The sequence below is a fragment of the Actinomadura meridiana genome (assembly GCF_039537545.1).
In the GTDB taxonomy this organism is placed as follows: Bacteria; Actinomycetota; Actinomycetes; order Streptosporangiales; family Streptosporangiaceae; genus Spirillospora; species Spirillospora meridiana.
The window spans coordinates 192473-206921 of the sequence record NZ_BAABAS010000003.1; the positions used below are offsets into that span (position 1 = coordinate 192473).

Sequence of the window (14449 nt, forward strand, 5' to 3'; positions counted from 1 at the left end):
CGGGTCCGCCGCGCGGGCGGTGGGGCCGGTGGACGGCCGTCAGGAACCGTAGCGCCGGTGCCGCGCGGCGTACGAGCGCATGGCCCGGAGGAAGTCGACCTTGCGGAAGTCCGGCCAGTGGACCTCGCAGAAGTGGAACTCCGAGTGGGCGCTCTGCCAGAGCATGAAGCCGGAGAGACGCTGTTCCCCCGACGTGCGGATGACCAGGTCCGGATCCGGCTGGCCGCGCGTGTAGAGATGCTCCGCGATGTGCTCCACCTCGAGGATCTCGGCGAGTTCCTCGATGCTGGTGCCCCGGCTCGCCTGCTCGATGAGCAGTGAGCGCACCGCATCAGCGATCTCACGCCTACCTCCATACCCAACCGCGACGTTCACAATCAGGCCGGGTGCGTCGGATGTGGCCTCACCCGCATCTTTCAGGACACGAGCGGTCTTATCGGGCAGCAGGTCGAGGGCGCCGACGGGCTTGACGTGCCAGCCGTCGGCGGCGAGCTGGCCGACGGTGTTCTCGATGATCTCCAGCAGCGGGTCGAGCTCGACGGCCGGACGGTTCAGGTTGTCGGTGGACAGCAGCCACAGTGTGACATGCTCCACCCCGGCCTCTGTGCTCCACTGGAGCAGCTCGGAGATCTTCTGGGCGCCGCGCTGGTGGCCGCTGTTGACGTCGGCGAGGCCCATCGCGCGGGCCCAGCGCCGGTTGCCGTCCAGGATGACGCCGATGTGCCGGGGAGTGACGTCCTTCGGCAACGACGCCTCGACGCGGTGCTCGTACATGCGGTAGACGGCGTCGCGGACGGCCGCGTACGGACCGCTGTGGCGGACGGCGGAACCGAGCCGCCCCCGCGCCTTGCGCATGCCGCGCGGCACGCCGGTGCGCGGCTTTCCCGTACGCCGAACCGCCATGTGGGCTTCCCTTCGAGCGACCGTCCCTACCGGGATGAGGACGCTCAATTATGGCCCGGCGGCTACATGACTCAGTGGGTTCTCCCACCATTTCCGTCATGTCAGGCCGGTGGGACGGGCCGGACCCACCCCCGTGGGGCCCGGCGGTGGCCCCGGCTCGGCGGGTCAGGCGTGGGGGCCGGCGGCGCGGGCGCGCTCGACGTGCTGGAGCGCGCTGCGCAACTCCGACAGCCACTCGTCGGTGTTCTTGCCGACGAGCCGCACGCACCAGGCGAGCGCGTCGCTGCGGCTGCGGGCGACACCGGCCTCGACCAGGGTGTCCAGCACGCGGCGCTCCGGCTGGCGGAGCCGCGTCATGACGGGCACCGACAGCGTCGTGAACATCTCCCGCTCCTCGCCGCACTCGACGCCCCAGGAGACCTTGTGGCCGAAGCGCCGTTCCGCCTCGCGGGCGATGCCGATGCGCCGGTCTCGGGTCTCCTCGCGGAACCGCTGCACATGCCCGGAGATCACCCCGGCCCGCTCGGGCCCGGACGTCTCGGCCGCGGCGGCCGGTTCGGCGAGGCGGCCGACGACGCTGACCTCCTCGCGGTCGAGGACGACCTCCGGCGGGCCCTCGAACCAGTCCTCGGGGAGCCGCCCGGAGAACCAGCCGCGCAGCTCCTCCGCCGCTTCACTCGTATTCATGTAATCAAAATTACAACGCCGGACCGCCCCGCGCCAGCCCATCCCGATCACGCCCCGTTTGGCACGAACCATCTTTTGAGAGTTACTCTCATCTCGGAGCTAGTCTCGAATGGAAGGGACCATCATGGCAGTGGGACGCAACCGCCGCTGGTTCGGGCTGGCGGCCCTGGCGCTCAGCATGCTGGCGCTCGGATTCGACCTGACGATCCTCAACGTGGCGCTGACCACGCTGTCGGAGGAGCTGCACGCGAGCACCAGCGAGCTCCAGTGGATCGTGGACTCCTACCTGTTGGTCTTCGGGGCGCTGCTGCTCCCCGCCGGCCTGCTCGGCGACCGGTTCGGCCGCAAGTGGCTGCTGCTGGCCGGTCTCGGGATCTTCGGCGCGGCCTCGCTCGCCGGGGCGTTCGCGGGCGGCATCGGCGGCGTCATCGCCGCCCGCGCGTTCATGGGACTCGGCGCGGCGATCGTGATGCCGCTGTCCATGTCGATGCTGCCCGCGATCTTCCCGCCGGAGGAGCGGACCAGGGCCGTCGCCATCTGGTCGGCGTCCACCGCGCTCGGGCTCCCGCTCGGCCCGCTGCTCGGGGGCTGGCTGCTGGAGAGCTTCTCGTGGGAGTCGATCTTCCTGATCAACGTGCCGCTGGTGGTCGTCGGCGGGATCGCGGTCGCGCTGCTGCTCCCCGAGACGAAGGACCCGTCCGCGCCCCGCATCGACGGGTTCGGCGCGCTGCTGTCGGCGGGCGGCATCGTGGCCCTCGTGTACGGGGTCATCGAGGCCCCGGCGCGCGGCTGGGGCGACGCGGTCGTCCTCGGCTCGTTCGCGCTGGCGGTCGTCCTGCTGGTCGGGTTCGTGCTCTGGGAGCGACGCGCCACCGAGCCGTTGCTGAACATGCGGCTCTTCCGCGACCCCCGGTTCGTGTGGGCGATGGTCGCCGCCGTCACCGCCAACATGATGATCGCGGGCGCGCTGTTCGTCCTGCCGCAGTACCTGGAGGCCGTCCAGGGCAGCGACGTCTTCGACGTGGGACTGAAGCTCACCCCGATGCTCCTCGGCCTCATGGGGGGCGCCCTCGTCACCGACCGGGTGGCGCCCCGCGTCGGCCACAAACCCGTCATCGTGGCCGGGCTGCTGGTGCTGGCCACGGGCTTCGGCTGGGGCGCGTTCACCGGGACCGGCGACGGCTTCGCCGCCACGGTCACCGTCGCGGACCGGCTCGGGGACGGCGGGCTGCTGGACTCCGCGCGGGACGCCTACGTCCACGGCATGGACGTGACCCTCGGCGCCTGCGGTGCCGCCGCGCTCGCCGTGGCCGTCCTGCTGGTGCTCTTCCAACCCGGACGCGCCGCGCGGGATGCGGCGCCCACCGCCGATGACACACAATCGACCCATGAGCACGTCGCACCCTGAGAACGCGATCGACCGGCCGCGGGACCGGCTCGACCGGCTCCCGCTCCGTGAGCGCAAGAAGTTGAGGACGCGCAGGGCGATCCAGGACCACGCCCTGCGCCTCTTCACCGAGCAGGGGTACGACGAGACGACCGTCGAGCAGATCGCCGCCGTGGCGGAGATCTCCCCCAGCACGTTCTTCCGCTACTTCCCCACCAAAGAGGACGTGGTCGTCACCGACGAGTACGACCCGATCATGGCGGAGGCGTTCCGGAGCCAACCCCCCGACCTGTCCCCGCTGGACACGCTCCGCGCCACGCTGCGCGAGATCCTCCCGCAGGTGATGGAGAAAGACCTGGAGACCATCGAGACGCGGCTGCGGCTCACCGCCGAGGTCCCCGCCCTGCGCGCCCGCACGTTCGAGGCGATGCGCGAGGGCACGTTCGCCGTCCTCACCGAACTGGTCGCCGAGCGGACCGGGCGGCGCGGCGACGACCCGGCGGTCCAGGTGTTCAACTGGGCGGTCCTCGGCGCGATGCAGGCGGCCCTCTACCGCTGGCTTGACGGCCCTCGGACCGAGAGCCTCGCGGTCCTTCTGGACGACGCGCTGGAGTTCCTGAGCCGGGGCTGCCCGCTGTGACCCGTCCGGCTGTGGGAGTCAGCCCGCGAGGGCGTTGGCCCGCTGCGGGCTGACGCGGACGGCGCCGCGCATGTTGCGGGTGTAGACGTTCTGGACCTGCACCACGGTGCCCCTGCGCGGCGCCGCGAGCATCTTCCCGTCGCCCAGGTACAGGGCGATGTGGGAGATGTAGCCAGGGGCGGTCGGATCGTTGGCCCAGATCAGCATGTCTCCGGGACGGGCCTTGCTGTAGGGCACGACCCAGCCGACGCGCGCCTGGTCGGCGGCGACGCGCGGGAGCCTGATCCCGGCCTTGGCGAAGGCGTACTGCATCAGGCCCGAGCAGTCGTAGCCGCCCTCCGCCTCGGACTCGCCGCCCCACACGTACGGCCAGCCGAGCCGCGTCTCGGCGGCCTTGATGACCGTCCGCACCTGCTTGGCGGTCAGCACGGGCCCGTTCGGCACCTCGCCGGTCTCCGGGCGGTCGATCTGCGGGTTGACCGCGACGGCCTTGGCGCCCTTCGGCAGCACCCGGTCGAGCTTCTTGATGAACGCCTTCGGCTCGGTCTTCGGCACGCTGATCAGCATCGCGTTGCCGGTCGGCATGCCGAGGGACTGCGCGGTGGTGTGCGACACGACCGCGTCGATGTCGCCGACGCCCATCGTCGCGTAGGCGCCGACCCGTAGCGGCCACTGGCTGCGGCTGCCGCCGACGGGCACCTGGCTGCCGAGCTGGACGCCGCCGTCGCTGCCCATCGTGAAGGAGATCGCGACGTCGCCGGACGCCACGTTGCGCCACAGCGCGTCCGACTTGGCGGTCGGCTTCGGCGTGTAGTTGCGGAACGTGGACGGGTTGACGCCCATCAGCCCGACCCGCTTGCCCGCGACCATGCCCTGCACCGCGTCCACGACCTCGACGCCCTGCACGCCCTTGGCGGAGCGGACCTTCGCGACGACGTCGGCGGGCAGGGTGGACGGCGCCGCCACCAGGACGTGCGGGGTGAGCCGCCTGCTCTGCGGCGCGACCGCGGCGGCCGCGAGCCCGTCGGACGCGGCCACGAACCGGGCGCGCGCCGGGCCGACCGGAGACGCGACGGGAGTGTCACCACCGCGCGCCACCAGGAAGGCCGCGTCCACGGCGAGGGTCGACAGTACGGAAACGCCGATGAGCGTCGGTAGGATCCGGCGGTTCGGCTTTCCCACGGGTCACACTCCCTGGCTGTGCTGGTTTCGACCTGTGCTCGTTGACCTGTGCTTGGTTGACCTGTGCTCGTTGACTTGTGGCTCGTACTGTTGGTCTTGCGCTCTTCGCGTCGTGTTCAACGACTCGCGCCCACTGTCCGGTTCCGGACACCGACTATGACTCAGATGTCGGGTCACCGTCCAGATACCCGGCGACCCTCCCGACACCCTCGTGCGCACGCCCGTGTCGGGTCAGGACCGCCCCAGCTACTCGGCGGTAACGGTAGTCGGGAGCGAGATCAAGTTCACGCTGCCACAAAAGCGACGATCATTCCAACTGACGACGTAGCTCGCGGTTCAGGTCGCCCGCGGACGTCACCGGCAGCCTGCACACGAACCCCCGGCACACGTACGCGGCGGGGACGTCGTCCACCAGGCCACGGCCCTCCAGCAGCGGGACGCCCTCCGCGTCCGGCGGTCCCACGCTCACCACCGCGCCCGGTGAGACGGCCATCAGCGCCGTCTTGTGCAGCGTCCGGGTGCGCTCGTCGCCCGGGTCGCCGACCACCGCGATCTCCACCGGTCCGGACGCCCGCGCCTCCGCCACGGCGAGCCCCCAGCCCGCGAACCGCGCGTGCTTCTCGGCGAGCGTCCCGGCCGGGGTGAGCGCCGCCTCCGCCGACTGCCGGTGCCAGTCCGACGCGGTCAACGCGGCGAACGACAGCAGCGCACCGGCGGCGGCGAACTGCCCGGACGGAACCGCGTTGTCCGTCGGGTCCTGCGGACGGCGGAACAGCCGTTCGGAGTCGTCGGCGGTGTCGTAGAACCCACCGGACCCGTCGCCGAACCGTTCCAGGACGGTGTTCAGCAGTTCGCCCGCCAGCCGCACATGGGCCGGGTCTCCCGTGACGCCGTGCAGGGCGAGCAGGCCCTCCGCCACGTCCGCGTAGTCCTCCAGGACACCGGCGTTCGAGCCCGGCGACCCGCCCCGCGAGGTCCGCACAAGACGGCCCTCACGCAGGTGCACGTCCACCAGCAGCCGCGCGACCTCCTCGGCCTCCCGGACGAGGTCGGGCCGGTCGAACAGCGCGCCGCACTCGGCGAGGGCCGCGACCGCCAGGCCATTCCACGCCGCCACGACCTTGTCGTCCCGCGCGGGTGGAATTCTTTGGGTGCGCGCCGCCAGCAAGGCCGTCCGGACGCGCTCGTAGCGTTCGACGTCTTCCGGGTCACGCAGCAGTTGCAGAACTGAGGTGCCGTGCTCGAATGTCCCCGTCACCTCGAACAGGCTCTCCGCGAACGCGCCGTCATCGTCGCCGAGCACCTCGCGCAACTGCGCGGGCGACCAGACGTAGTACTTGCCTTCGACGCCCTCGCTGTCGGCGTCCAGCGCGGAGGCGAGGCCGCCCTCGTCCGTGCGCAGGTCGCGCAGCATCCAGTCGCACGTCTCCAAGGCGACCCGTCGCGCGAACGGCGTCCCGGTCAGCCGCCACCAGTGCGCGTACACCCGCGCCAGAAGCGCGTTGTCGTACAGCATCTTCTCGAAGTGCGGGACGACCCATCCCGCGTCCACCGAGTACCGGGCGAACCCGCCGCCGAGCTGGTCGTACATCCCGCCCCTGGCCATCGCCTCCAGTGTGTGCCCGGCCATGGTGAGGGCCTCGTCGTCCCCGGTTCGCGCGTGGTGCCGCAGCAGGAACTCCAGCACCATCGACGGCGGGAACTTCGGCGCTCCCCCGAACCCGCCGCGCGCCGCGTCGTACGACGCGGCCAATGCCTTCACCGCGTGCGCGAGCATCTCCTCGCCGGGCGCGGTCGTGCCCGCGAGTCCCGTCCCGCGCGCGGTGAGCGCCTCGACGATCTGCCTCCCCTGCCCGGCCACGGCGTCGCGCTGCTCCGTCCACGCCTTGTGGACGGCCTGCGACAACGCCCGGAACTGCGCACGCGGGAAGTACGTGCCGCAGTAGAACGGATGCCCGTCCGGGGTCATGAACACCGTCATCGGCCACCCGCCCTGGCCCGTCATGGCCTGGGTCGCCTCCATGTAGACCGCGTCGATGTCGGGCCGTTCCTCCCGATCGACCTTGATGTTCACGAACAGCTCGTTCATGACCCGCGCGGTCTCGCCGTCCTCGAACGACTCGTGCGCCATCACGTGACACCAATGGCAGGCCGCATAACCGACGGACAGCAGGACCGGGACGTCGCGTTCTCGCGCTTCGGCGAACGCCGCGTCGCTCCACTCCCACCAGTCGACGGGGTTGCCCGCGTGCTGAAGCAGGTACGGGCTGGTCGCGTCCTTGAGCCGGTTCATGCCACCGATCCTGCCCGATCGGGGCGCGGCCTCACGCCCTCACCCGGGCCGGGTCGCGCTCGGCCGGGCTCAGTCGGCGAGGTCGGCGAGGGCCGCCTCGATGGCGCGGTGGAAGGTGGGATAGGCGAAGATCATCTCGCGGAGGGAGGCGGTGGGGATCTCGGCGTGGACGGCCACCGACAGCAGGCCGAGGACCTCGCCGCCGGTCGGGCCCACGGAGGTGGCGCCGACCAGGGTGCCCCACTCGGTGCTCTCGACGAGCTTGATGAACCCGTCGTTGCCCGCCTTGTGGATCCAGCCCCGGGCCGATTCGGGGATCGGCGCCATGCCGGTGCGGACGGGCAGGTTCTGGTCGCGGGCCTGCGCCTCGGTGAGGCCGACGCTGCCGATCTCGGGGTCGGTGAAGGTCACGCGGGGCACGGCGCGGTAGGCGGAGGGCGAGCCCGCCTCGCCGAGGATGTCGCGGACGGCGATGCCCGCCTGGTACATCGACACATGCGTGAACGCGCCCAGGCCAGTGATGTCGCCGATCGCCCAGACGCCGTCGGCGGCGCGCAGGTGACCGTCCACGGGGACGCGGCGCGCGTTCTCGTCCAAGCCGACGTGCTCCAGGCCGAGACCCTTCAGGTTGGGACGGCGGCCCGTCGCGACCAGGAGACGGTCGGCGACGAGGGTCTCGTCGCCCAGACGCATGGTGAACATGCCGTCCTCGTGGGTCACGCCGGTGACGTTCACGCCGGTGCGGACGCCGATGCCCTCCCGTTCGAACACCTCGCGCAGGAGGGCGCTGGACTCCGGCTCCTCGTTGGCGAGGAGCCGGTCGCCCGCCTCGACGATCGTGACGCGGCTGTCGAAACGGGAGAAGACCTGCGCCAGCTCGACGCCCACGACGCCGCCGCCGAGCACGAGCAACGACTCGGGCACCTCGGTGATCTGAACGGCCTCGCGGTTCGTCCAGAACGGCGTCCCGGCAAGGCCGTCGATGGGCGGGGCGGTCGGCGCGGTGCCGGTGTTCAGGACGATGCCACGCCGTGTTCTGAACACCTGGTCGCCCACGGTGACCTCGTACGGGGCCGTGATGCGACCCTGGCCGCGGACCAGCCTGGCGCCCTTGCCGGTGAGGCGGTCGGCGGCGACCTTGTCGTCCCACGAGTCGGTCGCCTCGTCCCTGATCCGCGCCGCGACCGGCGCCCAGGAGGGCCGGATCGTCGCGTCCCCCGCCATCCCCGGGACGCGGCCGCCCTCCGCCAGCAGCCCGGCGGCGCGCACCATCATCTTGGTCGGCACGCACGCGTAGTAGGGGCATTCACCGCCGACCAGCCGGGACTCCACCGCGACGACGGACAGGCCCGCCTCGGCCAGCCGTCCCGCCGCGTCCTCCCCACCGGGTCCGAGACCGATCACCACGACATCGACTTCGTCAGCCATGATCACGACTCTTCCCCGTTTCCCGTCCGGTTAGGCGCCTCCGCCGGACGTGCGACGGCGCGGCATCGCGATCCGGTCGAGATCGTGGACGAGCGTGATCTCGCCGTCGAACGCCTTGGCGGCCTCGGCCGCGAAGCGCGGCTCGTCCTCGGCGCGGTACCGCTCCGAGAAGTGCGTCAGCACGAGATGCCGGACGCCCGCGTCCGCCGCGACCCGCGCCGCCTGCGCCGCGGTGAGATGGCCGTACTCGGCGGCGAGGGCGGCGTCCTCGTCCAGATAGGTGGACTCGATGACCAGCATGTCCACCCCGTCGGCCAGTTCGCGGACGCCGTCGCAGAGGCGGGTGTCCATGACGAACGCGACCTTCTGTCCGGGACGGGTCACGCCGCACTCCTCCAGCGTGACCGTCCGGCCGTCGGGGGCGGTGACGCGGCCGTCCTGCTGGAGGCGCCGCACCAGCGGGCCCCGCACGCCCCGCGCGGCCAGTTCGCCGGACAGCATCGTCACGCCGTCCGGCTCTTCCAGCCGGTACCCGTACGCCTCGACGGGGTGCGACAGCCGCCGCGCGACCAGGCGGAACGGGGCGTCGCCGGTGTCGAGCGGCATCCGCTCCCCCGACACGGGCCGCTCGCGGATCACACCGGTGTCGCGGAACGCGGACGCGTGCCGCAGCCGCGCCCAGTAGGCGGCGCCGCTCGCCGGGAACACCGCGTCCACCGGGTGCTCGACGCCGTCACGGGCGATGCGCTGGACGATCCCCGGCACGCCCAGGCAGTGGTCGCCATGGAAATGGGTCACGCAGATCCACGTCACATCGGTCGCGGAGACGCCCGCGTAGGTCATCTGCCGCTGCGTGCCCTCGCCCGGGTCGAAGAGGAGTCCGTGGCCGTCCCAGCGCAGCAGGTAGCCGTTGTGGTTGCGGGCCTTGGTCGGCACCGCGCTCGCGGAGCCGAGGACGAGTAGATCGCGTACCGACATCCCCTCATCGTGCCGGGAAACGGACGCTCATCGCTCGTGGATTTCGGCGGCCCGGCGCAGCGCGGCGCCCTCGGCCGCCCGGTCGCCGCGCACGCGGGCGGCGTCGGCGATATGGACGAACATCCGGGCCTGCTCGTCGGCGGCGCCCCGCTTGCGCACGAGCTCCAGCGCCTGGCCGAAGAAGTTGATCGCCGCGACCGGACGGTCGGCGCGCAGATACGCCTCACCGAGCCCTTCCAACGCGCGGACGCGGCCGTCGTCGTCAGGGTCGGGGAGCGCGGCGAACTCGTCCGGGAGCGCCCCGAGCAGGTCGATGGCGCGGTCGAGGTCGCCCGTCCTGGTCAGCGCGCGGGCGAGGTCGTGGCGGGCCGCCAGGACCGCGTGCGGATCATCGTCGTGTTCGGCGCGGTGGAGGGACTCCTCCAGGGCGTCCGCCGCCTCCGCCCAGCGCTCCCGCTCCAGCAGCACGACGCCCTCGGTTCCAGGCGCGCCCGCACCGGCGAGATGATGATCGAGGACGCGGCGGAGCGCGTCGTCGCGATCGGTCTCGGACTCCTCGCGGTCGGCCCGCTCGCGGGCGAACGCCCGCACCCGGCCCGGCAGCCCGAACCGGCCCTGTCCGGACCCGGCGGCCAGGCCCCGGGCGGCGAGCGTCTCCAGCAGGTCGCGGGCCTCCGGCTCGGGCACGTCGGCCAGGGCGGCGGCCGTCGCGGGGTCGATGTCGTCGCCGGGCGGGACGGACAGCAGCCGGAACATGCGGGCCGCCGCCGCGGGGAGCCCCGCGTAGGAGTCCTCGAAGTTCGCGCGCACGTCGGTGGTCCTGCCCTGGCACGGCCGGGTCGAACCGGCCGGTCACCGGCCCGCCGTGGCCTCCTCGCCCGCCGCGTGCGCGGGCCCCAGCAGATGCGCGGACTCCCGACGTCGCAGCCGGTGGGCGCGGACGTCCCACAGCGCCAGCGCCACCACCACGACCGACGAGCAGATGTGCAGAGCGAGCGGGGTGAGGACGTCGGTGGCCAGGGCCGGCACGGCGAGCACCGCTAGGGCGAGGAGCGCCGTGACCCTGGCCGCGGTGAACCCGCCGAACACCACCTGTTTGAAGAGCGAGTGCCCGGCGACGAACAGGGCCGGACCGCCGAGCGCGACCACGGCGAACGCGGTGTCGACGTGGCCGCCGGGGTGCGCCATCACCTTCTCGTCCGCGACCGCCCCGACGACGATGCCCGCGATCATGACGATGTGGATGAAGGTGTAGGCGGACCGTCCGAGCCGACCCGGGTCGGCGGACGCCGCGATCCGCCCGGCGGCGGCCTCCGCGGTGTGGTCGAAGTAGATCCACCAGAGCGCGACGGTGCCGACGAACGCCGACACGAACCCGGCCGCGACCGCGGCGGACGGTGTGTGCCCGCCGAGCGTGCTACCCGTGACCAGCACGGTCTCCCCGAGCGCGATGATCAGGAACAGCTGGCAGCGCTCGGCCATGTGGGAGCCGTCGATCGTCCACTCGGTGGTGCTGGACCGGCCGAGCAGCGGCGTCGCGAAGCCGTGCCAGGGCGCGAGCATCGCCGCCATGAACAGCCCGGCGATCATCACCGCCACCAGCATCAGCCGGATGGCCGGATGGTCGGGGCTGAACCAGTTCGTCGTCCAGCAGGTGTACATCCACGCCCACCAGACGGCCAGCAGGAGCAGCAGCGTCTCGGCGGCGCCGCGCACCGTGAGGTGCTCCAGCAGCCGGTGGGAGAGCTGGGTGATCGCGAAGACGAAGACGAGGTCGAAGAACAGCTCGAAGAACGTGACCCGGGCGTTCTGGCCGCCTCGCTCGCGGAGCAGGGCCATCACCCTGTGCGGACGGGCCGCTCCGGGGTCCAGGAACGCCTCCGGTCGGTGCGCCGCATCGGCCATGGGTGCACCCCGTTTCCCCGTCGGGCGTCGCCCTCGCTCAGGCGTCGTCCCCGTTCGCCGAGGCCGTGCCGCTCCCGTCGATATTAGCGGCATTGTCGGCGTTCGCCGCCTTTTCGGCGCCCGCCTTCCTGGCCTGGGCCCGCTCCCACTCCTGCTGCTTCAGGTCGGCCTCGCGGGGCGCCTGGATCTTCTTCATCTGCCTGTTCATCGAGCGGACGAGCAGGACCGTCGCCGCCGCGAGGGCGAGGAAGACGGCGAAGCCGAGGAGGCCGGGGCTCACCGTGTCGTCGTTCAGCGGCATGGCCGTAAGGACGGACACTACATACACACCTTCTCCCGGACGCCGGCGAACAGGTCGTTCTCCGGAAGTTCCGTGTCGACCAGGGACCTGGCCAAATGGTAGTCCTCGGTCGGCCATGCCTCGCGCTGGACGTCCATCGGGACGGTGAACCAGAACCCGTTGGGGTCGATCTGGGTGGCGTGGGAGAGCAGGGCGCGGTCCCTGGTCTCGAAGTGGTCGGCGCAGGGCACGCGGGTCGTCACGTCCCAGTTGGCGCGGTTCTCCTTCTTCTCCTCGAACCCGGCCAGCCAGTCCTTGTAGGGCGACTCCAGGCCCGCGCTCTCCATGGCGGTGTGCAGCGCGAGGATCCGCTCCTTGTTGAAGGTCATGTGGTAGTAGAGCTTCAGCGGCTGCCACGGGTCGCCCGTGCCGGGGTAGCGGTCCGGGTCGCCCGCCGCATCGAACGCCTCCACCGACACCTCGTGGCACTTCACGTGGTCGGGGTGCGGGTAGCCGCCCTTCTCGTCGTAGGTGAGCATCACATGCGGGCGGAACTCGCGGACGGCGCGCACCAGCGGCTCGGTCGCGGCCTCCAGCGGCTCCAGCGCGAAACAGCCGTCCGGCAGCGGCGGGAGCGGGTCGCCCTCCGGGAAGCCGGAGTCGACGAAGCCGAGCCAGCGCTGGTCGACGCCGAGGATCTCGCGGGCCCGCGCCATCTCCGCCTCGCGGACCTTGCCGATGTCGGCCTTGATCTCGGGACGGTCCATCGCCGGGTTCAGGATGTCGCCGCGCTCGCCGCCCGTGCAGGTGACGACGAGGACCTCCACGCCGTCGGCCACGTACTTCGCCATCGTGGCCGCGCCCTTGCTGGACTCGTCGTCGGGGTGCGCGTGCACCGCCATCAGGCGCAGCGTCCGATCCGCCCCGCCCTGATCGGAACCGTCCACGGTCGTGCTGTCGTCGTCGATGACCTCGGACACTGAAGGGATCTCCTGTTCGGACCGTGACAGGCGGGACCCCGGGTCGAGGCACGCGCCATGACAGACGAGAATTGTCCCTGACAACGTCCGCCCACCGCACGGAGATTCCCCGCCATGACGACGAGCGTGTCGAAAGCAGCGGCGCCCGCCGAGTCCCGGCGGAGCCGTCTCGGGCTGGTCGTCATCGGCATCGTGGCGGCGGTCGCGGCGGGCGGCTTCGGGATCATCACGGTGTACGCGGGGCAGACTCCGGGCATCGTGGCGCAGACGGTCGCCTACCGCGTCGCCGACACCTCGGTGACGATCAACTACACGGTGGCCAAGGGGAAGGGCGACGAGGTGCGGTGCACCATCGACGCCTACGACAAGAACTTCACGGTGCTCAGCGAGCAGGAGGTTTCCGTGCCCGCGGGTAAGTCGAGTGTGGAGGGTACGGCGACCCTGCGGACGTCGGAGCGCGCCAACGGCGCCAGGATCCACGACTGCCGACGCCTTTGAGAGCCACCGTCCGAGAAGCACCTTTGACAGGCACGAGCCGGGCCTGGGGCGGTGACACGCCCGGCGCACGATTGGCGGATTGCAGACGACGAGTTCAGGGAACCTTTACCCGCACACAGCGGATAAGCTAGAGGTTTCACCTGGCCGCACTTCATGTCAATGTGACACCCGCTCCACCGCGGGCGGGCGAGATCGCAACATGTGGATGAGGAGTACCCGTGACCGAGACCCGCGCTGACAACGTCACCTGGCTCACCCAGGAGGCGTACGACCGGCTCAAGTCGGAACTTGAGCACCTGTCGGGCCCGGGCCGCATCGAGATCGCTCAGAAGATCGAGGCGGCGCGGGAGGAAGGCGACCTGCGCGAGAACGGCGGCTACCACGCGGCCAAGGAGGAACAGGGCAAGATCGAGGGCCGTATCCTCCAGCTCCAGGGCATCCTGGAGAACGCCCGCGTCGGCGAGGCCCCCCGCACCGAGGGCGTCGTCGGCCCCGGCATGACGGTCACGGTCGCCTTCGAGGGCGACGACGAGGAGGTCACCTTCCTGCTCGCCTCCCGCGAGGAGGTCGGCGCCCCCATCGACGTGTACTCGCCCAAGTCGCCGCTCGGCGCGGCCATCAACGGCAAGAAGGTCGGCGACAAGGCCACCTACTCGCTGCCCAACGGCCGCGGCATGACCGTCGAGATCATCGACGCGACCCCCTACGGCGCCGCCTAGGCCCCATCCGACCCGGAGCGATCACTTGGATCGCTCCGTTTCGTCCTGCCCGACCCGGCGGCCGAGCCCCTCGACAGGCCCGGCCGCCGGTCAGGGGCGGGTGGACGCGGCGCGGACGAGTGGCAGGGTCCGGTAGGGGATCTGGGTGGCAAGGGAGATCACCGAGGACGCGCGCTCCACGCCCGCCACGTCCACGATCTCGTCGAGGACGCGCTGGAGGTCGGTGTTGTCGCGTGCCACGATGCGGCACAGCATGTCGCCGGGGCCCGTGATGGTGTGCGCCTCGATCACCTCGGGCACCTGCGCCAGTCGGTCCGCGACCGGGTCGTGCCCGCCCGCCTGCCGTAGCTGCAACGTCACGAACGCCGCGACGGAGTAGCCGAGCGCGGCCGTGTCGATCTCCGGGCCGAAACCGGCGATGACGCCGTCCCGGACGAGGCGGTCGAGCCGCGCCTGCACCGTTCCGCGCGCCACCCGGAGCCGTCTGGACGCCTCCAGCACCCCGATGCGCGGCTCGACGGTGAACAGTTCGATCAGCCGTCCGTCCAGTTCGTCGATCGCCACGGCAC

Annotated in this window: 15 protein-coding genes; 4 read left to right on the top strand and 11 right to left on the bottom strand. The window is 71.5% G+C overall.

Features of this window, described 5'->3' with window-relative positions:
- Window positions 1-39: 39 nt before the first annotated feature.
- Together ABD808_RS02410 and ABD808_RS02415 are read right to left on the bottom strand one after the other, a co-directional pair.
- Window positions 40-855: an isoprenyl transferase gene (locus ABD808_RS02410; protein WP_344889556.1), complete on the bottom strand. Its 816-nt coding sequence runs from the start codon at window positions 853-855 to the stop codon at window positions 40-42.
- A gap of 213 nt (window positions 856-1068) precedes the next feature.
- Entirely contained in the window at window positions 1069-1590 is a 522-nt protein-coding gene (locus tag ABD808_RS02415; protein WP_344888880.1) for a hypothetical protein, read from the bottom strand.
- A 124-nt stretch (window positions 1591-1714) separates the two neighbouring features.
- On the opposite strand from ABD808_RS02415, the gene ABD808_RS02420 reads away from it, so the two are divergent.
- Both ABD808_RS02420 and ABD808_RS02425 read left to right on the top strand, forming a co-directional pair.
- The gene (locus tag ABD808_RS02420; RefSeq protein ID WP_344888883.1) at window positions 1715-2998 is read left to right on the top strand and encodes an MFS transporter; all 1284 of its coding nucleotides are present in this window, start codon (window positions 1715-1717) and stop codon (window positions 2996-2998) included.
- Window positions 2979-3617 (top strand): acyl-CoA-like ligand-binding transcription factor, encoded by a 639-nt coding sequence (locus tag ABD808_RS02425; protein ID WP_344888886.1) that lies wholly within the window; start codon window positions 2979-2981, stop codon window positions 3615-3617. Before ABD808_RS02420 ends, ABD808_RS02425 begins: the two co-directional genes overlap by 20 nt.
- An 18-nt stretch (window positions 3618-3635) precedes the next feature.
- Here the strand turns inward: ABD808_RS02425 and ABD808_RS02430 are convergent, their stop codons facing one another.
- The 8 genes from ABD808_RS02430 to mca form a co-directional block, all read right to left on the bottom strand.
- Window positions 3636-4799: a C40 family peptidase gene (locus ABD808_RS02430; protein WP_344888889.1), complete on the bottom strand. Its 1164-nt coding sequence runs from the start codon at window positions 4797-4799 to the stop codon at window positions 3636-3638.
- 307 nt (window positions 4800-5106) lie between these two features.
- Window positions 5107-7092, bottom strand: a complete 1986-nt coding sequence (locus ABD808_RS02435; protein WP_344888892.1) for a thioredoxin domain-containing protein — start codon at window positions 7090-7092, stop codon at window positions 5107-5109.
- Between the two features lie 69 nt (window positions 7093-7161).
- Window positions 7162-8520 (bottom strand): dihydrolipoyl dehydrogenase family protein, encoded by a 1359-nt coding sequence (locus tag ABD808_RS02440; protein ID WP_344888895.1) that lies wholly within the window; start codon window positions 8518-8520, stop codon window positions 7162-7164.
- 30 nt (window positions 8521-8550) lie between these two features.
- Window positions 8551-9498: a ribonuclease Z gene (locus ABD808_RS02445; protein WP_344888898.1), complete on the bottom strand. Its 948-nt coding sequence runs from the start codon at window positions 9496-9498 to the stop codon at window positions 8551-8553.
- Window positions 9499-9525: 27 nt separating this feature from the next.
- The gene (locus ABD808_RS02450; protein WP_344888901.1) at window positions 9526-10308 is read right to left on the bottom strand and encodes a tetratricopeptide repeat protein; all 783 of its coding nucleotides are present in this window, start codon (window positions 10306-10308) and stop codon (window positions 9526-9528) included.
- Window positions 10309-10350: 42 nt separating this feature from the next.
- Window positions 10351-11403, bottom strand: coding sequence for a low temperature requirement protein A (locus ABD808_RS02455; protein ID WP_344888904.1), 1053 nt, complete (start codon window positions 11401-11403; stop codon window positions 10351-10353).
- Between the two features lie 37 nt (window positions 11404-11440).
- The gene (locus ABD808_RS02460; protein WP_344888906.1) at window positions 11441-11722 is read right to left on the bottom strand and encodes a hypothetical protein; all 282 of its coding nucleotides are present in this window, start codon (window positions 11720-11722) and stop codon (window positions 11441-11443) included.
- Entirely contained in the window at window positions 11722-12585 is an 864-nt protein-coding gene (gene mca / locus ABD808_RS02465; protein ID WP_344889559.1) for a mycothiol conjugate amidase Mca, read from the bottom strand. Before mca ends, ABD808_RS02460 begins: the two co-directional genes overlap by 1 nt.
- 192 nt (window positions 12586-12777) lie before the next feature.
- Between mca and ABD808_RS02470 the strand changes: the two genes are divergently transcribed.
- Window positions 12778-13161 (top strand): DUF4307 domain-containing protein, encoded by a 384-nt coding sequence (locus tag ABD808_RS02470; RefSeq protein WP_344888908.1) that lies wholly within the window; start codon window positions 12778-12780, stop codon window positions 13159-13161.
- A gap of 218 nt (window positions 13162-13379) precedes the next feature.
- Entirely contained in the window at window positions 13380-13880 is a 501-nt protein-coding gene (gene greA, locus ABD808_RS02475; protein ID WP_344888910.1) for a transcription elongation factor GreA, read from the top strand.
- Between the two features lie 90 nt (window positions 13881-13970).
- Here the strand turns inward: greA and ABD808_RS02480 are convergent, their stop codons facing one another.
- Window positions 13971-14444 (bottom strand): Lrp/AsnC family transcriptional regulator, encoded by a 474-nt coding sequence (locus ABD808_RS02480; protein ID WP_344888913.1) that lies wholly within the window; start codon window positions 14442-14444, stop codon window positions 13971-13973.
- Window positions 14445-14449: the final 5 nt, after the last annotated feature.